The sequence below is a fragment of the Kribbella sp. NBC_01510 genome (genome assembly GCF_045040325.1).
In the GTDB taxonomy this organism is placed as follows: Bacteria; Actinomycetota; Actinomycetes; order Propionibacteriales; family Kribbellaceae; genus Kribbella.
Genome location: NZ_CP109418.1, coordinates 189,331 through 214,901, shown reverse-complemented (window position 1 = coordinate 214,901; position 25,571 = coordinate 189,331). Strand labels below are relative to the sequence as shown.

The window sequence follows — 25,571 nt, the reverse complement described above, 5'->3', positions numbered from 1 at the left end:
CCGCCCCTCCTCATAGCTAGGACCAGTCGATCTCGACCGACTTGAACCAGGTCCATTCGCGGCTGCGCCAGGTGGGGGACTGGTGCGACAGGCGGGTGGCGTAGTCCGGCCAGTCGGTGGGGTTCGGGGACCAGGCTTTCTCGGCGGCGCCGGGGAGGCGGGGGAGGAGCATGAACTCCAGGTCTTCTTGGCTGGTGATGGTCTCGCACCAGATGGCGGCTTCTACGCCGGCGATCTGGGTGTCGGACGTGACTTCCGGGGTGACCTCGAGCGGGTCCCAGTCGATGCCGCCGCGGATCGACACCGGCGTGTAGAAGGGGAGACCGACGCGCCGTCGCAGCTCTTCCTGGGCGGGGTCGGAGGACGGCTCCGCGTGTGGGCAGTCGAAGTAGAGGCGACTCGTGGGCGACATGATCAGGCGGGATCCGTGGGCGATCGCCCGCGGGACATCCTGCGCAGCCTTCTTCATGTGCTCGACCAGGACCGGCAACAGGTCCGACGGCACCATCGAGCTGGCGTCACCGTCGAGTGACTCGAGCTGGCGCGGCTCGAGCCAGTACTGCACGACCTCGTCGGAGCTGATGGCAGCGCGGGCGATCTCCTGCCACCCCACCACCCGCTTCCCGCGCTCGCGGACGAGAGCAGCGGCCCGCTCCACGAACGCCGCGTGCGCCTCATCCGGCATCCCCCACGCCTCGTCCCCACCGATGTGCACATACGCGCTCTGCGGGAACTGCGGGATGACCGCATCCAGCACATCCTCGACGAACGCCCAGATCTCCGGCCGCTCCGGTTCGAAGGTGTTGAGCGGGATGCTGGTTCCATCGCCGAGATCGACCGACCGCAGCTCGGCCGGCGCCAGCTCGGGGTACGCGCTGAACACCGCGGTCGTGTGCCCGGGCATATCGATCTCCGGGACCACCGTCACGAACCGCTCGGCGGCGTACGCAACCAGCTCCGCGAGCTCGTCCCGCGTGTAGTAGCCGCCCGCCCGGTCGCCAACCGCGCCCTTCGCGCCGACCTCGGTCAGCATCGGTCGCGACGGCACCTCGACCCGCCAGCCCTGGTCATCGGTGAGGTGCAGGTGCAGCACGTTGAGCTTGTACAGCGAGAGCATGTCGATGACCCGGCGAACCTCGTCGGGTGCGTGGAACGTTCGTACGACGTCCAGCGACAACCCGCGCCACGCAAACCGGGGCCCGTCGATGATGCGGGTGGCCGGCAGCACCGCCGTACCGTCGTGTGCGTGCGCAGCGATGAGCTGCCGGAGCGTGGTCAGCCCGCGATGCACGCCCTCCGCCGTAGCACCCCAGACGCGTACGCCGTCGCCGGCGACCTCGAGCCCGTAGCGTTCGTCGGCGTCCTCGTTGCCGTCGGCCCGCAGGCCGGCGACGGGCGCGACCTCCTCGAGGCCGGCCGTGTCGATCATGACGGTGATACCGGGATTGCCGGCCAGCGTGAACCCGGCGTCGGCCTGGACGTCGTCGACGAAGCGTGCGGCCACCTCGCTGAGCTCGGCCGACTGCGCGACGACGGCGACATCGTCGCGGACGACGAAGGTCCCATCCGGACTGGTTTCGGTCGCGGGTGCAGGGATTACGGGAAGGGTCATGAGGAGAGTTTGCGGCAGCAGAGCGCATCGGGGTACCGCTCGGCGGATTCTTTCTGACTTTGCCGACTCGCCGTTTGATAGTGACATCGCGTTCATTGTCGGGCACTCTCATCCTGTCGAGAACTGCTTGTTTGGACAGCTGAGGAGACAATTGTGCGCAAAGTTCGCCGCCCCCGCGCCCTCGCCGCCGGTCTCGCGGCCCTACTGACAGCCACCCTGGCACCAGCGGCCGGCCTGGCCCCCGCGGCCGCCCAGGCCGCCAACCCGTCGCAGCCGGACAGTGCGGCCGCAACCACCTCGGTGCCGGTGCAGCTGGTGTCGATCACCGATTTCCACGGATACCTGCGGCCGCCGTCGCCGGCCGACGGCGGGACCATCGCCGGGCCCGACGGGACCACGCAGGTCGTCGGCGGTGCGGCGTACCTGGCTACCCATCTGAAGGACATCCGGGCCGGTCACCAGAACTCGATCTTCTTCGCCGACGGGGACAACTTCTCCGGCTGGCCGTTCGAGGTCGACGCGCACGCGGACGAGCCGACGATCGAGGTGCTGAACGCGCTCGGGGTCGAGTTCTCCAGCGTCGGCAACCACGAGCTGGACGTGTCGAAGAGCTTCCTGGTCGACCACATGACCAAGGGCAAGTGCTTCGGGACGATCGGCGTGGACAGCTGCTTCACCGACTCGACCGGCCACCGGTTCCACGGGGCGAACTTCGAGTTCCAGTCGGCCAACATCGTCGACGCCAAGGGCCGCACGATCGTCGCGCCGTACACGATCCGTTGGGTCCGCGATCACGGTCGCGCGTACCCGATCGGCTTCATCGGGATGACTGTCCCGGACACGCCGGTCGGCTCCACGTCGTACCAGCCGGACCTGAAGGCGCTCGACCCGGTCGAGTCGGCGAACCGCGCGGCGGCCGAGCTGACCAAGCTGGGTGTGAAGGCGATCGTGCTGAACATGCACGACGGTGGCACCGACGCGTCGGCGACGTACGACAACTGCATCAACCCGAGTGGTCCCGCGATCGACCTCGCCCGCAAGGTGACGCCGCAGATCGACGCCATCGTCACCGGCCACTGGCACGCCGCGTTCAACTGCAGCATCCCGGACCCGGACGGCAACCCGCGCCCGGTGGTCGAGGCCGCGAACCACGGCCGGCTGATCAACGAGATCAACCTGCAGCTCGACGGCCGGACCGGTGAGGTACTGCGCGAACAGACCACGTCGACCAACCACGCCGTCACCCGCGTCGTCACGCCGGACCCGAAGATCCAGCAGATCGTCGACTACTGGGCCGCCGCCGGAGATCGCAAGTACGCCGAACCCGTCGCGACCGTCACCGGCGACTTCACCCGGACCGCCAACGCCCAAGGCGAGAGCACCCTGGCCGACCTGGCCGCCGACGTACATCTGTGGACCGCCCGGCAGAACGGCAGCGCGGACCTCGGCCTGATCGCGGCCAAGCCCGCCGTCGGATCCACCGCACTGCGCGGCGACCTTCTGGTTGCCAACAGCAACAAACTGGGCGACGCCGACGGACGAGTCATGCTCGGCGAGTCGTGGGACGCGTACGGCTACGGCAACCCGGTGCTGACCGTGAGCCTCACCGGCGCCCAATTGGACGCCGTACTGGAGCAGCAGTGGCAAACGCAGACCAACGGGACGGTGAAGTTCGCGCCGCTCGCGCTGTCCGGCAATGTCACCTACGCCTTCGACGCAAGCCGGCCGGTCGGCGACCGCATCGATCCCGCCGACGTGGAGATCGACAGCACCGCACTCGACCCGGCCAAGACCTACCGCGTCGCCGCCCTCGCCTACACAGTGATCGGCGCCGACGGCTACTCGGCCTTCAAGGCCTACACCGACCCCGTCCGCAACAACACCGACCATGAGACGTTCGCGGCGTACCTGAAGGCCCACAAGACCGTGACGCCGGCACCGCTCAACCGGGTGACGCAGAAGGGCTGACGCGTCATAGTCGATGTGTGGTGCTCGCGTTCGGCGGCGATCTGGAGTTCGACCCGGCCCTTTTCGAGGTGCGGCGGGGCGGTGTTCCGGTGCCGTTGGAGCCCCAGGCGTTCGATGTGCTGGCCTATCTTGTCTCGCACCGTGATCGGGTGGTTCCGAAAGAGGAACTGATGGACGGGGTCTGGGGCGGCCGTTTCGTCAGCGATACGGCCGTCACCAGCCGGATCAAGCAGGTCCGGCGGGCGCTCGGCGACGACGGCCACAGTCAGCGGATGATCCGGACCCAGCACGGCCGGGGCTACCGGTTCGTCGCGCCGGTCGAGGCGCGGGCGGTGCTCCGGGCGGCCGAGCCGATCCGGTACACCGTCAGCGACGGGCTCCACATCGCCTACCAGGTGACCGGTGGCGGTCCGCTCGACATCGTGCTGATCTCGGGGTTCGTGTCCCACCTCGAGCTGGACTGGGGCGACCCGCGGCACGCGCACTTCCTGCATCGGCTGGGGTCGTTCGGCCGGTTGATCCGGTTCGACAAGCGCGGGACCGGGATGTCGGACCGGCCGTCCGGTCTGCCGGACGTCGAGACCCGGATGCACGACGTCCTGTCCGTGATGGATGCCGTCGGTTCGGAGCGCGCGGTGCTCGTCGGGTACTCGGAGGGCGGGCCGATGGCGATCCTGTGCGCCGCAGCCCACCCCGAACGCGTCGCCGGGCTCGTGCTGTACGGGACGTATGCCAAGCGAGCCTGGTCGGAGGACTATCCCTGCGCGCAGAAGGAGGAAGTCTGGGCCGCTTACGCCGAGGAACTCGTCAGCCGCTGGGATTGGGAGGCGGACATGCGGATGCGCTGCCCGTCCGCGGACGAGCCGATGCAGCGGTGGTGGGGGCAACGCATGCGGGCCGCGGCGACGCCGTCGACGGTCCGGGCGCTGATGAACATGAACGCACTCGTGGACGTCCGGGACGCGCTGCCCGCCGTACGGGTCCCGACCCTGGTGCTCCACCGGCTGGGCGACGCGCTCATCGATCCCGCCGGCGCCCGGTACCTCGCGGAGCGCATTCCCGGTGCCCGGCTCGAACTCATCGAGGGCGAGGACCACTTCGTCTCCGGCGATCCCGATCAGATCCTCGACGCGATCGAGCGGTTCCTGCACGAGCTGCCCGCGGCAGAGCCTCGCCCGTCCGCCCTCGCCGCCGTCGTCGCGCCGGCCGGGCCACGCGCCGACGAGGTCGCGGACGGTCTGGTCGCGGCGGGCGGTCGTCGGTGCTCGGGTCCGGACGGCCGGGTCGTGGTGCTGTTCGACGGTCCGGCGACGGCGGTGCGGGCCGGCCTCGCTCAGCTTCACGCAGTGGCCAGGCTCGGTGTCGCCATCGCCGAGGTTCCGCGTGACGAGACCGAGCTCGACGCGTACGGCGTACTGACCGCGATCGCACTGGCCGACCAGGCGGCGCCGGGATCGGTGTGGCTGACGTCGGCGGTGCGCGACCTGCTCGCCGGCTCCGGTGTCGTGACGGAGTACGCCGGCGAGCACGTGATCGGTGGCGTCGAGCCACAGGCGGTGTTCCGGGCGCTGTGATCAAGCGGTGGCGACGTCGATCGACACCGGGACGCCGTGCGTGATCACGTCGTACACCGCCGAGCGGTTCATGGACTGCTCGACCAGGGCCTTCAGCTTCTGCGCCTCGGCGTCGCCCTTGACGTGGAAGACGACCCGGATCGCTTCGTACCCGTTGCGGACGTCCGGGTCGAGGCCGAGGATGCCGAGCAGGTTGATGTCGCCCTCGACCGTCGAGGTGACCTCCTCGAGGGTGATCCCGCGCGCCGCGGCGATGTTCGCCAGCCCGCTGGTGAGGCAGGCGGCCAGCGCGTGCAGCAGGTGCTCGGCCGGCGTCGGGCCGTTGTCGCCGCCGACCAGTACCGGCGGGTGGTCGGCGTCGAAGGTGAAGTCGGCGGGACGGGTGTTCTCCTGTCCGGCTCCGTAGAACCCGTTGATCGTGCCGCGGTTGTGCGTGCCGCTGATCCACCGGTTGGTGGCGCGGAACTGGAAGCGGGCGATCTCCGGCTGGGCCTTGACGGCGTCGAGTGTCGCGAACAACGTGGCGGTGTCGACTCCGTTCCGATGGCTGTCGGTCGTGGTTGCGGTCATGATGCTCTTCCTTTCAGGCAGCAAGGTTTGCTGTGAGTCCGGGAAACGAGGCCAACGCGTCGGCCTCGCGTTCGAGTGCGTCGCTGAGCTGGAGTTGCAGCTCCACGAAGCGGTTCGGCGGTGGGAAGGCGGTCAACGCGCAGGTCAGGTCGAAGACCTCGCGTGCCATGGCATCCCGCGTCTGCTGGTACGACGTCATCGCGGTCCGCTCGACCGTGGGGTCGTCGAGGCTCCGGTCGATGGCGGTCGCCAGCAGCTCCGCATCGCGGAACGCGTCGGTGATGCCGTGCCCGGTGATCGGATCGCGGTGGTAGCCGGCATCGCCGACGAGCGCCCACCCCGGGCCGTGGGACCGGCGCAGGTAGTTCGGAAGATCCGCGGTTCCGCGCAGTCGTGCGGTGATACGGCCGGCGCGGACTCGGTGGCCGAGGTCGGGCACCAGCAGTTCGAGCTGCTGGACGAACGCCGCGCCGCGTGCCGAGCCCGCCGTACGGATCGGTTCGAGCAGCGGGGTCGGGCGGATCAGCCAGACACACGCCGCACCGTCATGCGTCGGGAAGACGCCGGCGAACGCATCGGGCGCGATGTGGAACTCGTAGGTGTCCGATCGGAGACCGGTCACATAGGTGTAGAAGACCGCGCATGGTGAGGTGTGCTGCTCCAGCGTCTCGGCGCCGAAGTAGCCCGCCATGCGCGACCCGCGGCCGTCCGCGCCGACCACCACGCGGGCCGGCAGTTCGACGCGGTCGCCGTTCGCGGACCGGCCTACGATGCCGGCGACCCGGCCATCGTCCGATCGCAGCAGACCGGTCGCGGTCACCCCCGTTCGGAGCTCTGCGCCTGCCTCCACCGCCGCGTCGGCCAGCAGACCGTCGAGCACGTGACGACGGGGTGCGACCAGCATGTCCACGCCGGCGCGCTGCTTGATCCGCCGTACCTTCGACTCGCCCTCGATGTCGAACCGCACCTGCGTGATCGCCGGCGCGCCGCTGTCGAGGACGCGATCGAGCAGACCCCAGCGGGACAGTTGGACGACGCCGCCACGGATGAGTCCGTGCGTCGACAGCGTGTCGCTCGGCAGTCGCGTCTTGTCGACCATGAGGACGTCGTGACCCATCCCCGCCAGCAACCTCGCGGTCGCCGCCCCGGCACACCGTGCCCCAACCACCACAACGTCGTACATCTGCCGCCCCCATCTCCACCCCGATGGGACGACTCTGCGCCGCGTTGGTCATCCGAAGCTTGGAGAGGACGTGGAGTCCGGATGGAGGCCGAATCTCCACGACTTCTCCACATTTCCACCGCCCGGCCGCCGGACTACCGAGTGAGGTCTCGCCGATCCCACGGCCGCGTCTTTGGGGAAAGAAACCGTCGCCTGGTGCACATTAGTTTCCACAGACCGGCTGCCTGGGCGGACCTCAGCCGGTCACCGGGCCGTGGGACAGTCCGTGGGGACCTGGGACAGGTTGTGGGGCTGTGCGGTGTCCCAGGTCCCCGGTTCCTGTCCGAGGCCCCGGTTCTCCTCCGGGGTTGTGGGTGCCGATGGCCCGGGCTATCGGGCTCGGTGCTGTGCCGCGAGGTCCTTGAGGTACACGGCGCTCGCCTTCGGGGTGCGGGTCTGGGTCTCGTAGTCGACGCGGACGATGCCGAAGCGTTTGACGTAGCCGTAGGCCCATTCGAAGTTGTCCATCAGGGACCAGGCCAGGTAGCCGCGGATGTCGGCGCCCTGGCGGATGGCTTCGGCAACGGCGGCGAGGTGGGAGGCGAAGTACGCCGTACGGTCGGTGTCGTCGACGAAACCGGTGGCGTCGGGGACGTCCTCGAAGGCGGAGCCGTTCTCGGTGATGACCATCGGGAGGCCCGGGTAGTCGCGGGCGATGCCGACGAGGAGGTCGGTGAAGCCTTCGGGGACGATCTCCCAATCCATCGCCGTGCGGGGCTTGTCCAACGGGAGCGTGCGGCTGATCGGCAGCCCGTCCGCGTCCACCGTGCTGCCGTCCTCGGCGTAGCCGGTGAACTTCTGGCTGAAGTAGTAGTTCACCCCGAGTACGTCGATCGGCGCCGAGATGATGTCCAGATCGCCGTCGAGCACCGGGAGCTCGACACCTTCGCGGGCCAGGTCGGCGACCACGTCGGCGGGGTAGCGGCCGAAGACGAGCGGGTCGAGGTAGATGCGTCGTCCCAACCCGTCCGCACGGCGCGCCGCCTCGACATCCGGCTCCGCATCCGAAGCCGGGTACGCCGTCGCCACGTTCAGTGTGATCCCGATGTCGAGCTTGCGCGGCGCTGCCTCGCGTATGCGGGACGTCGCCAATCCGTGCCCGAGCAGCAGGTGATGAACGGCTGCCAGCGCCGCCGGGTAATCGCGTCGCCCCGGCGCATGAGCGCCGTACGCGTAGCCGAGCATCGCCGAGCACCAGGGCTCGTTCAGCGTGGTCCAGGTGTCGACCCGATCCTTCAGCGCGTCGAACACCATCATCGAGTAGTCCGCGAACCGGTACGCCGTGTCGCGCACCGGCCAGCCGCCGGCGTCCTCGAGCTCCTGCGGCAGATCCCAGTGGTACACCGTCACCCACGGATCGATGCCCTGGGCAAGCAGCTCGTCGACGAGCCGGTCGTAGAACGCGATCCCGGCCGGGTTCACCGGACCCCTGCCGCGCGGCTGCACCCGCGGCCACGCGACCGAGAACCGGTAGGTGTCGAACCCGAGGTCCTTGATCAGGGCGACATCGGCCGGCATCCGGTGGTAGTGGTCGCAGGCGACATCCCCGGTGTCGCCGTTGTCGATCGCGCCCGGCACCCGGCAGTAGGTGTCCCAGATCGACGGCGTCCGGCCGTCGGCGTCGATGGCACCCTCGATCTGGTACGCCGACGTGGCGACCCCCCACCGAAACCCACCCGGCAGCCCCGCCACAAATGCAGTGCTCATACTCAACGATCTCCCTGCGAGAAGTGATAAGAGCTTACGTCCGAAGAATCGAGGGCAATAGGCCACGGATCTTCGGACGTAAGGGGTGGGGTCAGCCGACGCGGCCGGGGAGCCAGCAGGCGACGGACCGGCTGGGGTCGTTGCGCGCCGACGGGATTCCCAGCAGCGGGATGTCGGTCGAGCAACGGTCGAAGGCGTGCGGGCAGCGCGGGTGGAACGCACAGCCGGACGGCATCCCGCGCAGGTCGGGTGGCGAACCAGGGATCCCGGCCAGCTCCTTGCGGGCACCGCGCAGGGCTGGGAAGGACTTGAGCAGCCCTTCGCTGTAAGGATGCAACGAGTCCTTGTACAGGTCCGCCGAGCGCGCCTCCTCGACGATCCGGCCGCCGTACATGATCGCGATCCGGTCGGAGAACTCGACCAGCAGCGAGAGGTCGTGCGTGATGAACAGAACCGAGAACCCGAGCCGCTCGCGCAGCTCGACCAGCTGGGCCAGGATCTGCCGCTGCATGACCACGTCGAGCGCGGTGGTCGGCTCGTCCATGATGACGATCTGCGGCTCGAGTACGAGCGCCATCCCGATCATCACGCGCTGCCGCATGCCGCCGGACAGCTGATGCGGGTACGCGTCCATCCGGTCGGCGGAGATGCCGACGAGCTTGAGCATCTCCTTCGCCCGGGCGACCCGTCCCTGCGGACTCAACTGCGGTTCGTGCGCCTTGATCACGTCGAGCATCTGGGTCGAGACCTTGTGCACCGGGTTCAGCGAGTTCATCGCGCCCTGGAACACGATCGACGTCTCGGCCCAGCGGAACTTCCGCAACTCCGGGTCCGTCAGCGCCATCACGTCGTACGCGTCGCCGGTCGGCGGGTGGTAGATCACCGAGCCCCCGCTGATCACGCCAGGTGGTGGCAGCAGTCGCGTCACGCCGTACGCCAGCGTCGACTTGCCGCTGCCGCTCTCGCCGGCCAGCCCGAGCACCTCGCCGCGATGCAGCGTCAGCGTGACATCGCGGACCGCCTGCACCGCCTGATCGCCGAGACCGTAGTCGACGTGGAAGTTCTTGATCTCCAGCACCGGCTCTCTCATGCCGCGTCCTCCTTCCGGCGTACGACGGGAGTCGCAGGCGCATCTTTGGACGACAGGACCGGGGTGAACCCGACCCGCATCCGGACCGAGTGGCCGTCCGTGGTCTTCACCCGGGTGTGGCCACTGCTGCGCAACCGCGGACTGACGAACTCGTCGATCCCGAAGTTGATCAGCGACAGCGCCGTACCGAGGATCGCGATCGCGAGACCGGCCGGGACGAACCACCACCAGGCACCCTGAGCCAGGGCCTGCTGGCTTTGCGCCCAGAACAGGATCGTTCCCCAGTTCCATTCGGAGATCGTGGAGATGCCGATGAAGGCCAGCGTGATCTCGGACATCACCGCGAAGATGACCGTGCCGACGAACCCGGAGGCGATGATCGCGGTCAGGTTCGGCATGATCTCGGCGGTGATGATCCGCCAGGTGCTCTCACCGGTCGCCCGCGCGGCCTCGACGTAGTCGCGCCGTCGCAACGACAGCGTCTGCGCGCGCAGCACTCGCGCGCCCCAGGCCCACGAGGTGAACCCGATGACCAAGGCAACCATGAGATCGCCGGCCGAAGGGATGGTCGAGGCAACGATGATGATCAGCGGCAATGCCGGGATCACCAGGAAGACGTTCGACAGCGCCGACAGACTCTCGTCAGCGGCACCGCCGAGGAAGCCCGCGCTGACACCGATCAGGATCGACAACGCGGTCGCCACGATTCCGGCCAGCAGGCCGACGAACATCACGCCGCGGGTGCCGACCAGGACCTGGCTGAAGATGTCCTGCCCGAGGTGCGTCGTCCCGAACCAGTGCTTGCCGGACGGCGGCTGGATCAGGTCGCTGCTGCGGGCGGACGGGTCGTACGGCGCGATCCACGGGCCGGTGATGGCGATCAGGCAGAAGAACGCGAGCACGATCAGGCCGGTGGCGGCCTTGGGGTTGGCGACGAAGCGCAACCGGCGGCGCTTCGCCGGTGCGGCGGCGACCTCGGGACCTCCCGGCGTGACCGCGGTGATGGTGCTGGCGGGTGCTGACACTGTGATCAGCCCTCCTTCCGGGTGCGCGGGTCGAGCAGCAGGTAGGCGATGTCGGCCATCAGGTTGGCGACGAGCACGGACAGCGTGATCACCAGGAACACGCCCTGCATCAGCGGGTAGTCCTTCGCGCCGACGGCCTGGAACAGGTTGTAGCCGATGCCCGGGTAGGAGAAGACGATCTCCACCAGCAGCGTGCCGCCGACGATGAAGCCGAGCGACAGCGCGAAGCCGGAGACGCTCGGCAGCAGCGCGTTCCGGGCGGCGTAGCCGACCATCACCCGGCGCTCGGGCAGACCCTTGGCATGGGCAACGGTGATGTAGTCCTCGGAAGCGACGGTCACAAGCATGTTCCGCATGCTGAGGATCCAGCCGCTGACCGACGAGATCAGGATCGTGACGGCGGGCAGCAGACTGTGCTGGATCGCACTGCCGATGAACTGGCTGTCCCAGGACGGCACCAGGCCGGGCTCGTAACCGCCCGACGACGGGAAGAAGCTGCCCGGACCGGCCAGCAGCGTGATCGCCAGCAGGCCCAGCCAGAAGTACGGGATCGACGACAGGAAGGTTGTCGCGGGCAACAGCCCGTCCAGCCAGGAGCCGCGGCGCCAACCCGCCAGGACGCCGAGCGACGTACCGATCATGAAGCTGGCGAACGTCGTGATGCCGACCAGCGCGATCGTCCACGGCAGGCTCTGCCGAAGGATCTCCGAGACCGGGGTGGGGAAGAAGGTGAACGACAACCCGAGGTCGCCGTGGAGCACCTGTCCCCAGTAGTCGACGTACTGGCTCCAGAGCGAGGCATTCTTGTCCAGGCCGAACAGCACGTACAGCGAGTTGATCGCCTCGGTGCTCATCTGGCCCTGGAACTTGTTGATCAGCGAGGTGACCGGGTCGCCCGGGATCAGCCGCGGGATGAAGAAGTTGATGGTGAGCGCGGCCCACGCGGTGAAGAGGTAGAAGGCGATCCGTTGCAGGAGGAACCTCACTTGGCCGCTCCTTCCTCGTAGAGCCAGCACGCGGCCCAGTGGCCCTGGGTGTCGTCATGGTTGGCCGGCAGGTCGAAGCGGGGCGGGAGTTCGGTCGAGCACTTCGGCATCGCGTGCACGCAGCGCGGGTGGAAGCGGCAACCGGACGGCGGTGCGATCAGGCTCGGCGGCTCGCCGCTGCCCTGGTCCTCCGGTGCGCGCAGATCTCCGACCCGGTCCAGACGATCGGGGTCCGGGGCGCTCTCGATCAGCAAGCGGGTGTAGGGATGCGCCGGGTTCTGGGTGACGGTCTCCGAGTCGCCGCCCTCGACCAGCCGGCCGGCGTACATCACCAGCGTCTCGTCGGCGAAGTAGCGGGCCGACGCGATGTCGTGGGTGATGTAGAGGATGGCCAGGTTGAGCCGTTCCTTGAGGTCGCGCAGCAGGTTCAGTACGCCGAGCCGGATCGACACGTCGAGCATCGACACCGGCTCGTCCGCGAGCAGCGCCTCCGGGTCGGCGCCGAGGGCACGGGCGATCGAGACGCGCTGACGCTGTCCGCCGGACAGTTCGTGCGGGAACTTGTCGAGGTAGCGCTCCGGCGGGGTGAGCTGCACCTGGACCAGCAGGTCGCGGAGGTTCTCCTCGAGATCGCCCGCCCGGCCGTGGATCCTCAGCGACCGGGTCAGGTGGTACCGCACGGTGTGCGTCGGGTTCAGCGAGGCGAACGGGTCCTGGAAGATCATCTGCACCCGACGGCAGTACGCGCGGAACCTGCGGCCGCCGTGGACCGTGACGGACTCGCCGTGCAGCCGGATGTCACCGGACGTCCGTCCGTACAACTGGGCCATCAGCCGGGCGACGGTCGACTTGCCCGAACCGGACTCGCCGACCAGTGCGGTCACGCGGCCCCGGCGCAGGGTGAGCTTGATGTCGTCCACCGCGTGGACTGCCTTGCGATCGCGGCTGAGCAGGTCGCGGACTCCCCGCCGTACTGGGAAATGCTTGGTGAGGCCGTCGGCCTCGAGGACCACCTCGGTGTCGGTCACCGTCATGGATTCGGGTCTCCTGTCGTGGCACCGCGGCGCCGGGAGCGTGAACTCCCGGCGCCGCGGTCCGGCCTCACTGGCTGCCGGCGGGCTTCAGGTTCAGGACGATCTGCAGGGCGTTCTGCTGGGTCGGCTGGGCCGGCCCGTACTGGTTCTGCTCGTCCGGCCAGCCGACCCAGTTCTTGGTGCTGTAGAGACCGCCGACGTTGGACGCCGAGGTGGGGATCATCGGCATCTGCTCGACCATGATCTTCTGCAGCGTGTTCAGCGCCGTGCTCCGGGTCGCGTCGTCGGCGGCGTTGGCGTACTCGTCCAGCGCCTTGGTCGCCTCCGGGCTGTTGAACCGGCCGTAGTTGCCGCTCACGCCGCCCTTACCGACCGGCTTCAGGATCTTGCCGTCCATGATGTTCTGGTAGATGTCGAACGGCGTCGCGCCACCGTTGGTCCAGTGCATCGCCGCGTCGAAGTTGCCCTCGTCGATGTTCTTGAACCACGCGTCCTGGTTGGCCTTGTCGACGGTGGCCTTGATCCCGATCGTGGACAGGTTGTCCTTGATGATCTCCAGGTCGGTGATGTAGTCGGACCAGCCGGCCGGGTCGGTCAGCGTGATCGTCACCGGCTTACCGGTCGGGTCCTTCAGCACGTTGCCCTCGAGCTTGAAGCCGGCGTCGGTCAGGTCCTTCTTCGCGCCGTCGACGTCGACCGAGTGCGACTTGTCCTTGTAGTCCGGCGCGATGAACGACTCACCGGCCGGCGTCGGGATGCCCGTGACGGACTCGACCTTCGGGTAGAAGTAGCCGGCCTCACCCTGCTGGAAGATGTCGTCGCGGTTGATCACCTTGTCCATCGCCCGCCGCAGCGCCGGGTTGTCGAAGGGCTTGCGGGTGGTGTTGATCCACAGACCGTGGATGCCGAGGTTCGCCGGGAACCAGAGCTTGTGGTTCTTCGGGTCCTTGTCCTGGTAGACGGCCTTCACGTTCGGGACGAAGACGAAGCTCCACTCCGAGGCGCCGTTGGCCAGCGCGGTGGTCTGCGCGTTGTTGTCGTTGTACGACGTGTACCGCAGCTCCTTCACCTTCGGCAGGTCCTGCCAGTACGAGTCCCGAAGCGTCAGCGTGGTGGTCTGCGGGGTGAACGACTTCACCGTGTAGGGACCGGTGCCGATCGGGTTCTTCAGCGTGTCCTGGGTCGGATCCTTCAGGGTCGACCACTGGTGCTTCGGGACCACGAACACGGTCAGGATCTTGTTCTGGTTGGTGAACTGGGACCGGGTGAAGGTCAGGTCGACCTTGTTGCCGGACGCGGTGATGGTGCCGTACGGGATCGCGTCCTGGTTCAGGCCCTCGTGGTCCTTGCGGAGCTGGAACGAGTACGCGACGTCGTCGGCCGTCATCGGCTGGCCGTCGGACCACTTCACCCCGTCGCGGATCGTGAACGACAGCTTGGTGAAGTTCGCGTCCCACTTCCACTCGGTGGCCAGCCACGGCTTGCCCGGCTCGGTCGGCTTGATGCCGTTGATCATCACCAGCGGCTCGAAGATCATCCAGCGGTAGCCCAGCGAGGCGCCCGAGGAGGAGCCGAGGAACGGGTTGTGGTTCTCGGTCTGCGGGCCGTTCGGCATGCCGACGTTCAGCACGGTGGCCGCGCTGCTCGACGTGTTGGCGGCATTGTTCCCGTCCCCGTTACTGCAGGCAGCCAGTGCGGCTGCCGCGAGCAAGCCCGTCAGGGCCAGCGCGACAGTGCGTCGTGCTCGCATCGGTTCCTCCTGTGTATCTGTTGGCGGATGCTCACGCCTGAGCCGCGTGAGCAGGTGCATCGTGGCGTGAGAACGCTCTCATGGGAAGAGCGGACGCCTTGACGGATCGATCTCGAAGGGGTTCTCGCCGGCGGCGGGACAGGGGCAGCTGCCCCGCCGCCGGAGCCTTCAGTTGGCCGTCGCGTCCGAAGATCCGTGGGTCATAGCCCTCACTTCTTCGGACGTAGTCGGTAGGGGGCGGGTTTCGGGGCGGTGGAGCTGCGGACGATCAGGGTCGTCGGCAGCACTTGGGGTTCGGCCGGCAGCGGCGTGCCGCCGAAGTAGCCCATCAGCATCCGGGCCGCGGCCTGACCCATCTGGCGCATCGGCTGATGCACCGTGGTCAGGGGCGGCTCGGTGTGTTCGGCGTACGGAATGTCGTCGAAGCCGACCACCGACACATCGTTCGGCACGTTCCGCCCGGTCTCCCGGACAGCCTGGATGGCGCCGCCGGCCGACAGATCGTTGTGGGCGAAGATCGCGTCGAACTCGAGTCGCTGGTCGAGTGCGTACTGGACGCCGCGGCGTCCGCTCGCATGGGTGAAATCGCCTTCGAACACGAGTCTCGGGTCGAGCTCGAAGCCGGCCTCGGCGTAGGTGTCGCGGAAGCCGTCCAGGCGTTCGTGGGTGCAGCCGAACCGTTCGACGCCGGTGATCACCAGTGGCCGGCGGCGGCCGAGTTCGAGCAGGTGCCGGGCGGCGCACTCGCCCCCGGCCCGGTTGGTGGTGGCGACGGACGGGAACTGTGGGCGCCGGGCCCGGTCGTCGATCAGGACGACCGGAAGGCCGCGCGCGTGGAGTTGCTCGATGTAGGTGAGCGTGCCTTCCGGCTCGATCACCAGCAGGCCGTCGAACGACCGGGCCGAGACCTGCGAGGCGAACTGGTGCATCGACTCCTCACCCCGGTTGAAGGTGAACAGCAGCAGTCCGTAGCCCTCGCTCTCGACCACGTCGACGGCGCCCTGCAGCACCTCGCCCATCCAGGGCCAGGTGAGCGACGGGACCAGCATGCCGACGATCCGGGTCCGGCCGCGGGCCAGGCCGACCGCACGGGCGCTCGGTACGTAGCCGAGCTCGTCGATGACCTGACGGACCCGTTCGGCGGTGCGCAGGTCGAGCTCACCCTTGCCGTTGAGCACGCGCGACACGGTCGTCTTGCTGACACCGGCACGCGCCGCGACATCGGCGATGGTGATCGACACTGCACTGCTCCCCTCGGGCGGGTGAGGGTTCCGGTGGGGGCCGGAACCGGTTTCGGAAGCGGTTCCGTAGAGTGAAGCCGAGTGAGCAAGGGGTCGTCAATCACGGGGTGGTAACGAATCGCGGCTTAATTCATGATCTGGACGAAGGTGCCCCTTCCGGCCTGTCGGTACGACGTGATGGACTCTGGGCGAGCGGCCTGCCGGAGGCCGGACAGGCAGGGGCAGAGGGCATGGATGCACGGCGGACCACTGTGCGCGACATGCGTCGGTCCAACCGGTCCGTGCTCCTCACGGGCATCTACCGCGACGGTCCGCTCAGTCGCCAGGAGTTGAGCGTCCGGACATCGCTGAGCGCCGCGAGCGTCAGCAACCTGGTTGGCGAACTGATCGCCGAAGGCGTGGTCGAGGAGGCCGGCTCGGTCGAGTCCGAGGGCGGCCGGCCGCGCGTCCTGCTGCGGGTGTCACCGGCGTTCCGGTACGTCGTCGGCGCCGAGGTCGGCGAGACCCGGATCCGCGTCGAACTGTTCGACCTGGCGATGAACGTGCTCGCCACCTGGGATCACCCGATCAACGAGCCGGAGCCCGCGGTGGTGGTCAAGCACGTGCTGGAAGGCCTGGCGGTAGTGATCGGGTCGGCCGGGGTCCGGTCCGAGCAGATCCTCGGCCTGGGTGTCGCGGTCTCCGGGGTGGTCGAGGGGAACGCCGTCGTCGATGCGCAGACGCTTGGCTGGGACAGGGTGCCGCTGGGGCAGATGCTTGCTGAGGGCATCGATATCCCGATCCACGTGGACAACGGCGCGAACATGCTCGGCCAGGCGGAGATGTGGTTCGGTGCCGGGCGCGGCGCGACAGACGCGGTCGTCGCGCTGGTGGGTTCCGGTGTCGGGTGCGCACTGGTTGCCGGTGGCTCCAGCTACCGCGGGACCCGCAGCAGTGCAGGCGAATGGGGTCACATGACGATCGCGTACGGCGGCCGCCGGTGCCGGTGTGGCGCGGACGGGTGCCTCGAGGCGTACGTCGGCGCAGAGGGCGTGCTCGAGCGGTACCGCGAGGCTGGTGGGACGTTGGCCGCGGTGGACGAGGAGGCGGCGTTCGTCGAGTTACTCGACTCCGTGCGTACGTCGGAGCTCGCGGCAACGATCGTGGACGAGACGATCGGCTATCTGGCCGCCGGCTTCGCGAACCTGGTCAACCTGGTGAATCCGGAGCGCATCGTGCTCGGCGGATGGGCGGGGCTCATGGTGGGGGAGCGCTACCTGCCGCAGTTGCGCGAGGTGGCCGGCCGGCATGCGTTGCGCCTGCCGTATTCCCAGGTCTCCATCGAACTCTGCGAGCTCGGCCGAGACGCCGTCGCGCTGGGCGCAGCAACCCTTCCGGTCCTGCGGTTGCTCCGCGACGGTGGCGTCGTACCGCTGCGGAGCAACCGCTAGGGCGGTGGGGAAAGAAACTTGCGCTGGGTGACGAGAAGTTTCCCCGCCGGGCCGGTCAGACGGTCCACTTCTGGTTGGCGGCGCCGGTGCAGGTCCAGGTCTGGACCGGGGTCGCGTTGGCGGAGTTGTTGCCGGTGACATCGAGGCACTTGTTGGCCTGTGGATTCACCAGGTCATGGCCGGCCGAGTAGGTCCATTGCTGCGCGCCGGTTCCGTTGCAGGTCCAGAGCTGGACTTTCGCGCCGTCGGCAAGGGATCCCGCGTTCACGTCGAGACACTTGCCCAGGGCACGGATCGTGCCGTCGCCGGGGCGGGTCCATTGCTGGGCGCCGGTGCCGTTGCAGTCGTAGAGCTGGACCGGCGTACCGTCCGCGGAGTTGGCGGCGGCGACGTCCAGGCACTTGCCGGCCAGCCCGGTGATCTGGGTTCCGCCGGAGCTGCTGCCAAGGCTGGAGACGCGGACGTAGTCGACCGTCATCGTCTGCGGCATCACCGTCGAGCCGTCGGGGTAGCCCGGCCAGTAGCCGCCGACCGCGACGTTCATGATCAGGAAGAACGGGTGGTTGTAGACCCAGGTGTTGCCGTTCAGGTCGGCCGGCGTACGGCGCTGGTACTGGACGCCGTCGACGAACCAGGTGATCGCGTTCGGCTCCCAGTCGACCCGGTACGTGTGGAACCCGTTCCGGAATGGCTGTCCGTCCGGAGAGTTGTACGCCGCGCCGATGCCGCCGGCGCCGGAGTAGCCGGGGCCGTGGACCGTGCCGTGCACGGTGTTCGGCTCGCGGCCGATGTTCTCCATGATGTCGATCTCGCCGTCGTTCGGCCAGTTGCCGCCACCAAGCATCCAGAACGCGGGCCAAACCCCTTGTGTGCCGGGAATCTTGATCCGGGCCTCGAATCGGCCGTAGGTCTGGGTGAACGTCTGCGCGGTGAGCAACCGGGCCGAGGTGTACTGGCAGGGGCCGTAGTGGCACTGGAAGCCACCGTTCTCCTGGCGGGCGGTGATCACCAGGTTGCCTTGCCCGTCGAGCGCGGAGTTGCGGGTGCTGTTGGTGTAGTACTCGCGCTCGTCGTTGCCCCAGCCGGAGCCGCCGATGTCGTACCGCCACTTGGCGGGATCGGGGGCCTGGCCGGCCGGGCCGTCGAAGGTGTCCTCCCAGATCGTCGCGGTCGCCGCGGCGGGCGCTTGCTGACCGGCCTGGGCGGGGGCTTGGAGGAGGGTGGTGCCGACGAGTGCGGCACCGATCGCGACGAGCGCCGCGACACGGGAACGCTTCATGGATGCCTCATTTCTCACGGGGGCGTCGGGAGACAGGGCTCGGCCGCAGCTTGCTGTGAGAACGCTTTCACGTCAAGGTCGTGACTAAATAAAAGACCTGAAAAAAGTACGGGCGCGCCGTTGACACGGCTGTGCACGGATGGTTACCTCGTGCTGACCACCTGTTGCGGCGCGGGCAGACGCCGACAACCCCTGTGATGTCCCAGAACCCTTTAGTACAAGGGAGAACCGCCCCATGCCCGCGAAACGCTTCCTGCCGGTTGCGGTCGCCGCCTTGTGCGTGGCCGCCGCCGGACTCGGTTTCGGCACCGCCCCATCCGCCCAGGCCGCCGGTGAGCAGGTCAACATCTGGCTGACCACCACCAACGACTCGGCCGGCCAGAACGTCACCCGCGGTCTGCAGCAGCAGACGCCGGTGAACTTCGGCCCGGCCGGCGGCTCGGCCAACCAGACGATCACGGTCAACGAGAACACGACGTACCAGTCCTTCGAGGGCGGTGGCGCGTCGTTCGCCGACAGTTCCGCCTGGCTGCTGAACAGCAGCAACACGATCTCCGCGGCCACCCGCGACCAGGTGATGAAGGACCTGTTCGACCCGGTCAACGGGATCGGGCTGGCCTTCATCCGCAACCCGATGGGCGCCTCCGACCTGGCCCGGTTCAACTACTCCTTCGACGACACCTGCTGCGATCTGAACGACTTCAGCATCTCGCACGACCTCGCCGACGTGGTTCCGCTGACCAAGCAGGCCCGGCAGCTGAACCCGGCGGTCAAGGTGATGGGTTCGCCGTGGAGCGCGCCGGCCTGGATGAAGGACAACAACGACTTCGTCCACCGCGGCTGGCTGAAGGCCGAGTACTACCCGATGTACGCGCAGTACTTCGTCAAGTACATCCAGCAGAACGAGGCCCAGGGCAACCACATCGACTACGTCTCGGTGCAGAACGAGCCGACCTGCTGCGGCACTGACAGCACCGGCTACGCCTCGATGAACTGGAACGGGTCCGGGCTGCTCGAGTTCACCAAGAACAACCTGATGCCCGCGCTGCACGCTGCCGGGCTGAGCACCAAGGTGCTGATCCTCGACTACAACTGGGGCAACTACAACGACCTCGGTTCGGTCCCGCTCGCCGACGCCGCACTGCGCAACGACCCGAACTTCGGCGGCATCGCCTGGCACGGGTACGGCGGTGACGTGAACCTGCAGACGCAGATCCACAACCAGTACCCGAACGTGAACGCGTACATGACCGAGCACTCGGGCGGCACATGGATCCCGAACCAGCAGGTCGAGGACATGAACAACCTGGTCGACTACACCCGCGACTGGGACAAGTCGTGGGTGAAATGGGGCATCGCGCTGGACGAAGCCCACCTGCCGTACGTCGGTGCCGGCTGCAACGTCTGCACCGGACTGGTCACCGTGCACCGCAACGACGGCCAGCGTGGTCAGGTCACCAAGACGGTCGAGTACTACACGATGGGCCACCTGACCAAGTTCGTGAAGCCGGGCGCGCTCCGGATCGACTCGACCGCGAACGCCTCGGTGAAGAACGTGGCCTGGAAGAACCCGGACGGCTCGAAGGCGCTGATCGCGTTCAACACCACCGGCAGCTCGCAGTCGGTGCGGGTGAACTGGGGTTCGCAGTCCTTCGTCTACACGCTGCCGACCAAGACGTCCGCGACCTTCACCTGGTCCGGCACACAGGGCGGCGGTGGTGGCGGCTCCCAGATCACCGGGCTGGCCGGCAAGTGCATCGATGTTGCCGGAGCCAACAGCGCGGACGGTACGGCAGTGCAGCTCTACGACTGCAACGGTACGGCCGCGCAGCAGTGGACCCGGCCTGGTGACGGAACGATCCGGGCTCTGGGCAAGTGCCTCGATGTGAACGCCGGCTCGACCGCCGACGGCGCTCGCGTCCAGCTGTACTCGTGCAACGGCAGTGCGGCGCAACAGTGGACTTATACGAGTGGGAGAGATCTGGTGAATCCGCAGGCGAACAAGTGTCTTGATGTCACCGGCAACAACTCCGCGAACGCGACCCCGTTGCAGCTCTGGACCTGCACGGGCGCCGCGAACCAGAAGTGGACCGTCTGATGCGCCGGGTGCCGGCGGTCGCCGCGGCTCTGGTGCTCGGTGCGGGACTGCTGATGACGGCTGCACCCGCGCAGGCGGCGACCGGGACGATCACGGGGCTGGCCGGGAAGTGCGGCGACGTTGCCGCGGCCAACAGTGCCGACGGGACCGTCGTACAGCTGTATGACTGCAACGGAACAGGCGCGCAGAGCTGGACCCGCAGCTCGAACGGCACGTTGACGGCGCTGGGCAAGTGCCTGGATGTCAGCGCCGGCTCGGTGGCGAACGGTGCTCGCATCCAGCTGTGGACCTGCAACGGCAGCGCCGCGCAGCAGTGGACCTACACGGCCGGCCGGGATCTGGTGAACCCGCAGGCGAACAAGTGTCTCGATGTCACCGGCAACAACTCCGCGAACGGTACGCCGGTGCAGCTGTGGACCTGCGCCGGTACGGCGAACCAGAAATGGAACGTCCCGGCCGCCGATGACGGACCGCCGCCGACCGGTGGCGCGCCGATGGCGGCAGCGCCGTACCTGTACCAGGGCTGGGGCAGCCCGCCCGACCCGGCGACCGTGATGAACGCGTCTGGCGTGAAGTGGTTCACGATGGCGTTCATCCTGTCCAACGGGTACTGCAACCCGATGTGGGACGGCGGCCGGCCGCTCACGGGTGGAGTCGATCAGCAAGCGCTGAGCACGATCCGCGCCAACGGTGGTGACGCCGTGGTGTCGATCGGCGGCTGGTCCGGCAACAAGCTCGGGCAGAGCTGTGGGTCGGCGAGTGAACTGGCCGGCGCGTACCAGAAGGTGATCAATGCGCTGTCGCTGAAGGCGATCGACATCGACATCGAGGACCAGGAGTTCGCCCAGGCGGCGGTCCGGCAGAAGGTGATCGACGCGCTGAAGATCATCGAGCAGAACAACCCCGGGATCGTCACCTACCTGACCTTCGGCACCACGACCTCCGGGCCGGACGGGAACGGTCAGGACCTGATCCAGCGTGGCGCGGCCTCCGGGCTGAACCTCGACGGCTGGGTGATCATGCCGTTCGACTTCGGCGGCGGCTCGACCAACATGGGCACGCTGACCCGGCAGGCGGCCGACGGGCTGAAGAACCAGGTCAAGGCGGCGTACGGGCTGAGCGACGACGCGGCGTACCGGAAGATCGGCATCTCGTCGATGAATGGCATCACCGATGTGGCCGGCGAGCGGGTCAACCTGTCGGACTTCGAGTCGATGCTGTCGTACGCGTCGGAGCACCACCTGGCGCGCTTCACGTTCTGGTCGGTGAACCGTGACCGGCCGTGCACCGGCGGGCCGGCGGACTCCTGCGGTGGTGTCTCCCAGCAGCCCTGGGACTACACCAAGGTCATCGGCCGCTACCGCGGCTGAGCTAGGTCCGCCGCTGACGCGGCCGAGCCAGGTGATCCGCTGACGCGGCTGAGCTAGGTGATCCGCTGACGCGGCTGAGCCAGGTGAGCGGCTGCCGCGGCTGAGCCGCAGAGGGGTGGGCAGGTTCCGGCCTGCTCACCCCTCTTCTTCTTCTTCTTCTTCTCCTCCTCCTGCGGCAGGAGTTCTGTTTGACCCTCCGGTTACCGGAGGGTGGAAGCTTGTCGCATGACGGCAACGGTGACAGTCGGCGAGTTCTCCCGTCTCACGCATCTGAGCGTGAAGACGTTGCACCACTACCACGAGATCGGGCTGCTCGCGCCCACGTCCGTCGACCCGTCGTCCGGCTACCGCCGCTACGGCACCACTCAGGTGGAGACCGCGCTGCTGATCCGACGGCTCCGCGAACTGCGGATGCCGTTGCCCGAGGTCCGGGACCTGGTCGAGTCGACCGACGGTGTCAAGCGTGAGGAGACGCTGCGGACGCATCTCGAGCGGATGGAGAAGGAGCTCGCACACACCCGCGAGGTCGTCACATCCTTACGTGAACTGCTGACGCCGGGGCAGCCCGTGCTGGATGTCGAATACCGGTTCATTCCGCCGTTCCGGGCGTACGGCGTCCAGGGTCGGGTGGACCGCGAGGACATCGGCCCGTGGTGCGAATACGCCTTCAGCAAGCTCGACGCGGTCGCCGGTGACATCAAGGCCAGGGCGGGAGCGACGTACAGCGACGAGTTCTTCACCGAGGAGGCCGGTCAGGTCGTCGCGTTCCTGCCGGTCGCGCCGGACCAGGCGCCGGCCCACGGGGTCGAGCTCGTCGACCTGCCCGGTGGGTTCTTCGCGATCGCCGTCCACAGCGGGCCACTGACCGACTTCGACCGCAGCTACGGCGCGCTCGGCTCGCACGTCGCCGAGCACTGCGAGGTCGCGCCGGGCCCGATCCGCGAGCTGTACATCGTCGGGCCGGGGGACGACCCCGATCCCACTACCTATCGAACCGAGATCTGCTGGCCGATCCAGCGGATCCCCGCACTGAAAGGCTGATCTATGTCCATCACCCTCGAGAACGTCGTCTTCGACTGCGCCGACGCGGGCGCCCTCGCGACCTTCTGGGCCGACGTGTTCGCTACCCAGGTCGATGCTGACAGCAACCAGTTCTTCGCCACCGTGAACAGGTCCGCCGACGGGCCGACACTGATGTTCGTCCAGGTCCCCGAGCCGCGCACCGGCAAGAACCGCCTGCACGTCGACCTCGCCAGCGCCGACTGGTCGGCCGAACTCGATCGCCTGATCGGCCTCGGCGCCAAGCGCCTCGACGAACACGACGAGTACGGCACCCACTGGATCACCCTCGCCGACCCCGAAGGCAACGTCTTCGACCTGGCCGAGCTCCGCTAACAATGTCCCCAGAACGGTGGGGGCTGTGATCGTGCCGGCACCCCCGTCGAACCCCCTCTGATGGGTCAGCCCACGAGATGGCGGGTTAACCAACCGAAACCCGGCAGGCCAACCCACCGTCTGGTGGGTCAGCCCACGCGACGGCGGGTTGTTCAGCCGGAGCCGGGTAGGCGAACCCGCCGTGTGGTGGGTGAGCCCACGAGATGGCGGGTTGACCAGCCGGAACCGGGTAGGCCAACCCACACGCTGGTGGGCTGACCTATCAGAGCGGGTCCGGCATGGGACGGTTGATGGACTCGGGCGGCGTGTTAGCACGCCGACGTTCTTGGTACGGCACGCGAGATGTGTCTTGCGCCGGTGCGGCGGCCGGAGGAGGGTGGGCATAGACCGGCGGCGCCGGCGGGGTGCTGCCCTGAGGGTAAGGGGGTGGGTCGTGTACGCGCGTTCCACCACGATCCACGCCGCACCGGGATCGCTCGACGCCGGCATCGCGCAGGTGCGCGACGAGGTGATGCCTATGCTGCTGGAGCTGGACGGCTGTATCGGCGTGTCGATGATGGCCGACCGGGAGTCGGGCCGGTGCATCACCACCAGCGCCTGGCGGTCGGCGGACGCGATGCGGGCCACCGACGAACAGCTCCGGCCGGTCCGGGACCGGCTCGCGGCGATGATCGGTGGCAGTCCACAGGTGCAGGAGTGGGAGATCGCCGTACTGCACCGCGATCACCGTTCCGTTGCCGGCGCCTGTGTCCGGGCGACCTGGGTGACTGTTGACCTCGCGAACCTCGAGCGGGCGATCGACGTCTACAAGCTGGCGTCGCTGCCGCGTCTCGAGGACCTGGCCGGCTTCTGCAGCGCGAGTCTGCTGGTCGACCGCACCACCGGCCGTGGGGTTTCGTCGGTGACGTACGACAGCCAGGAGGCGATGGACGCGAACCGGGAGGCGGCCGCGTCGATGCGGTCGGCGACCACGAAGGACGCCGGGTCCCAGGTGCTCGACGTCGGCGAGTTCGAGCTGGTCCTCGCGCACCTCCGCGTCCCCGAGCGCACCTGATCGCGTCCAACCCGACCAGCGCGGCCCGGACCCAACTCCGGGCCGTTGCTCAGCCGCCGGTTGCTCAGTCGGCGCTCGCTCAGCCGCGGCTCGCTCAGCCCCGGTTGCTGAGCTGCCGTTGCTCCGTCGGCGGTTGCTCAGTCCCCGGTTGCTGAGTTGTCATTGCTCAGCCGCCGCTTGCGCAGTCCCCGGTTGCTGAGTTGCCGTTGCTCCGTCGGCGCTTGCTCGGTCCTCGGTTGCTGTTGCTCAGTCCATCGTGTCGAGGTGGGCTTCCAAGGCGTCCAGGCGGTTGCGCCAGAGGTCGCGGTAGGGCTCGAGCCAGGCGTCGATCTCGGCGAGCGGACCCGGCCGGAGACGGTACCAGCGACGCTGCGCGTCGCGCCGGACCTCGACCAGGCCGGCGTCGCGCAGCACCTTGAGGTGCTTCGACACCGCGGGCTGACTCAGGTGGAGCTCGTCGACCAGCTCGCCGACCGGCCGCTCACCGGCGCGCAGCAGGTCCAGGATCTCCCGCCGCCGCCCCTCCGCCAGCACCTCGAACGCATTTTCCATATCAGGAATATACGCCGTCAGGGCCGTTCGCGACGGCTCAGACAGCGTGCCCGAACGTTGCCGTGAAGGCGTCGCGGAAGAGGTCGGGGAGGCTGGTCTCGCCGTCCTCGGAGGCCCAGCGGAGTAAGGCGATGTGGGCGACGCCGAGGCAGGCGCTGGCGGCGGCGCGGGCCTGGAACTCCAGCGCCGCGTCGGTGGAGCCGGCGCGGATCGCGGTCACGAAAGCCTCCTGCAGCCGGTACTGGCTGTCGAGGTGGCGGGCCTGGAGGGCCGGTGTCGAGATCATCAGCCGCAGCCGGGTGAGCAGGAAGTCCCGATCGTGGGCGATCGCCAGATCGAACGTCGCCAGCATGGTGCGCGCGATCCGGTCCGCCAGTGATCCGGTCGCGGGGAGCTCGGTGATCGTCGCCGCGGCCACCTGATCGAAGTCGTCGTACAGAACGAGGTCTTCCTTGGTGGGAAAGTTCCGGTACACGGTCATCGCGGCGACGCCGGCCGCGGCCGCCACCTCGTTGACCGTGGTGGTGTCGTACCCCTGCTCGGCGAACAGCCGGATCGCCTGCCGCTGGATCCGTTGCTTCGTCTCCGCGCGCTGGCGCTGCCTCAGGTTCACG

General features: G+C 68.2%; 21 protein-coding genes. 8 read left to right on the top strand and 13 right to left on the bottom strand.

What is annotated here, in order from left to right; translation table 11 throughout:
- Window positions 1-16: 16 nt before the first annotated feature.
- Window positions 17-1,612 (bottom strand): beta-N-acetylhexosaminidase, encoded by a 1,596-nt coding sequence (locus OG558_RS01030; RefSeq protein ID WP_405068532.1) that lies wholly within the window; start codon window positions 1,610-1,612, stop codon window positions 17-19.
- 153 nt (window positions 1,613-1,765) lie between these two features.
- Here OG558_RS01030 and OG558_RS01025 point away from each other — a divergent pair, with 153 nt between their 5' ends.
- Both OG558_RS01025 and OG558_RS01020 read left to right on the top strand, forming a co-directional pair.
- The gene (locus OG558_RS01025) at window positions 1,766-3,580 is read left to right on the top strand and encodes a bifunctional metallophosphatase/5'-nucleotidase (protein WP_405068531.1); all 1,815 of its coding nucleotides are present in this window, start codon (window positions 1,766-1,768) and stop codon (window positions 3,578-3,580) included.
- A gap of 17 nt (window positions 3,581-3,597) precedes the next feature.
- Complete coding sequence (locus tag OG558_RS01020; RefSeq protein WP_405068530.1) at window positions 3,598-5,154, top strand: alpha/beta fold hydrolase; 1,557 nt, start codon at window positions 3,598-3,600, stop codon at window positions 5,152-5,154.
- On the opposite strand, the gene OG558_RS01015 is transcribed toward OG558_RS01020, so the two are convergent.
- From OG558_RS01015 to OG558_RS00975, 9 genes are all read right to left on the bottom strand, one after another.
- On the bottom strand, window positions 5,155-5,724 hold the full coding sequence (locus tag OG558_RS01015; RefSeq protein ID WP_405068529.1) for an OsmC family protein: 570 nt from the start codon (window positions 5,722-5,724) through the stop codon (window positions 5,155-5,157).
- 13 nt (window positions 5,725-5,737) lie between these two features.
- Entirely contained in the window at window positions 5,738-6,907 is a 1,170-nt protein-coding gene (locus OG558_RS01010; protein ID WP_405068528.1) for an NAD(P)/FAD-dependent oxidoreductase, read from the bottom strand.
- Between the two features lie 369 nt (window positions 6,908-7,276).
- Window positions 7,277-8,653 (bottom strand): GH1 family beta-glucosidase, encoded by a 1,377-nt coding sequence (locus OG558_RS01005; protein WP_405068527.1) that lies wholly within the window; start codon window positions 8,651-8,653, stop codon window positions 7,277-7,279.
- Window positions 8,654-8,744: 91 nt separating this feature from the next.
- The gene (locus tag OG558_RS01000; RefSeq protein WP_405068526.1) at window positions 8,745-9,743 is read right to left on the bottom strand and encodes an ABC transporter ATP-binding protein; all 999 of its coding nucleotides are present in this window, start codon (window positions 9,741-9,743) and stop codon (window positions 8,745-8,747) included.
- Entirely contained in the window at window positions 9,740-10,768 is a 1,029-nt protein-coding gene (locus OG558_RS00995; protein WP_405068525.1) for an ABC transporter permease, read from the bottom strand. The genes OG558_RS01000 and OG558_RS00995 overlap by 4 nt, the downstream gene beginning before the upstream one ends.
- 5 nt (window positions 10,769-10,773) lie before the next feature.
- Window positions 10,774-11,754 carry an ABC transporter permease gene (locus OG558_RS00990; protein WP_405068524.1) on the bottom strand — a complete coding sequence of 327 codons (981 nt, stop codon included), beginning with the start codon at window positions 11,752-11,754 and terminating at the stop codon, window positions 10,774-10,776.
- The gene (locus OG558_RS00985; protein WP_405068523.1) at window positions 11,751-12,788 is read right to left on the bottom strand and encodes an ABC transporter ATP-binding protein; all 1,038 of its coding nucleotides are present in this window, start codon (window positions 12,786-12,788) and stop codon (window positions 11,751-11,753) included. The genes OG558_RS00990 and OG558_RS00985 overlap by 4 nt, the downstream gene beginning before the upstream one ends.
- 67 nt (window positions 12,789-12,855) lie before the next feature.
- Window positions 12,856-14,538 (bottom strand): ABC transporter substrate-binding protein, encoded by a 1,683-nt coding sequence (locus OG558_RS00980; RefSeq protein WP_405068522.1) that lies wholly within the window; start codon window positions 14,536-14,538, stop codon window positions 12,856-12,858.
- 209 nt (window positions 14,539-14,747) lie between these two features.
- Complete coding sequence (locus OG558_RS00975; protein WP_405068521.1) at window positions 14,748-15,779, bottom strand: LacI family DNA-binding transcriptional regulator; 1,032 nt, start codon at window positions 15,777-15,779, stop codon at window positions 14,748-14,750.
- Between the two features lie 260 nt (window positions 15,780-16,039).
- On the opposite strand from OG558_RS00975, the gene OG558_RS00970 reads away from it, so the two are divergent.
- Window positions 16,040-17,209: an ROK family transcriptional regulator gene (locus OG558_RS00970; RefSeq protein WP_405068520.1), complete on the top strand. Its 1,170-nt coding sequence runs from the start codon at window positions 16,040-16,042 to the stop codon at window positions 17,207-17,209.
- A gap of 55 nt (window positions 17,210-17,264) precedes the next feature.
- On the opposite strand, the gene OG558_RS00965 is transcribed toward OG558_RS00970, so the two are convergent.
- Window positions 17,265-18,488: a ricin-type beta-trefoil lectin domain protein gene (locus OG558_RS00965; protein ID WP_405068519.1), complete on the bottom strand. Its 1,224-nt coding sequence runs from the start codon at window positions 18,486-18,488 to the stop codon at window positions 17,265-17,267.
- A 235-nt stretch (window positions 18,489-18,723) separates the two neighbouring features.
- On the opposite strand from OG558_RS00965, the gene OG558_RS00960 reads away from it, so the two are divergent.
- The 5 genes from OG558_RS00960 to OG558_RS00940 all read left to right on the top strand — a co-directional run bounded on the left by OG558_RS00960 (window position 18,724) and on the right by OG558_RS00940 (window position 24,405).
- Window positions 18,724-20,586 carry a lectin gene (locus OG558_RS00960; RefSeq protein WP_405068518.1) on the top strand — a complete coding sequence of 621 codons (1,863 nt, stop codon included), beginning with the start codon at window positions 18,724-18,726 and terminating at the stop codon, window positions 20,584-20,586.
- Window positions 20,586-21,956, top strand: coding sequence for a ricin-type beta-trefoil lectin domain protein (locus OG558_RS00955; RefSeq protein WP_405068517.1), 1,371 nt, complete (start codon window positions 20,586-20,588; stop codon window positions 21,954-21,956). Before OG558_RS00960 ends, OG558_RS00955 begins: the two co-directional genes overlap by 1 nt.
- A gap of 225 nt (window positions 21,957-22,181) precedes the next feature.
- The gene (locus OG558_RS00950; RefSeq protein ID WP_405068516.1) at window positions 22,182-22,997 is read left to right on the top strand and encodes a MerR family transcriptional regulator; all 816 of its coding nucleotides are present in this window, start codon (window positions 22,182-22,184) and stop codon (window positions 22,995-22,997) included.
- 3 nt (window positions 22,998-23,000) lie between these two features.
- Window positions 23,001-23,351, top strand: a complete 351-nt coding sequence (locus tag OG558_RS00945) for a VOC family protein (RefSeq protein ID WP_405068515.1) — start codon at window positions 23,001-23,003, stop codon at window positions 23,349-23,351.
- A 433-nt stretch (window positions 23,352-23,784) separates the two neighbouring features.
- A complete protein-coding gene (locus OG558_RS00940; RefSeq protein WP_405068514.1) occupies window positions 23,785-24,405 on the top strand; it encodes an antibiotic biosynthesis monooxygenase in 621 nt (206 codons plus the stop codon).
- Window positions 24,406-24,651: 246 nt separating this feature from the next.
- On the opposite strand, the gene OG558_RS00935 is transcribed toward OG558_RS00940, so the two are convergent.
- Together OG558_RS00935 and OG558_RS00930 are read right to left on the bottom strand one after the other, a co-directional pair.
- Window positions 24,652-24,957 (bottom strand): ArsR/SmtB family transcription factor, encoded by a 306-nt coding sequence (locus OG558_RS00935; RefSeq protein WP_405068513.1) that lies wholly within the window; start codon window positions 24,955-24,957, stop codon window positions 24,652-24,654.
- Between the two features lie 37 nt (window positions 24,958-24,994).
- Window positions 24,995-25,570: a TetR/AcrR family transcriptional regulator gene (locus OG558_RS00930; RefSeq protein WP_405068512.1), complete on the bottom strand. Its 576-nt coding sequence runs from the start codon at window positions 25,568-25,570 to the stop codon at window positions 24,995-24,997.
- Between the last annotated feature and the right edge of the window lies 1 nt (window position 25,571).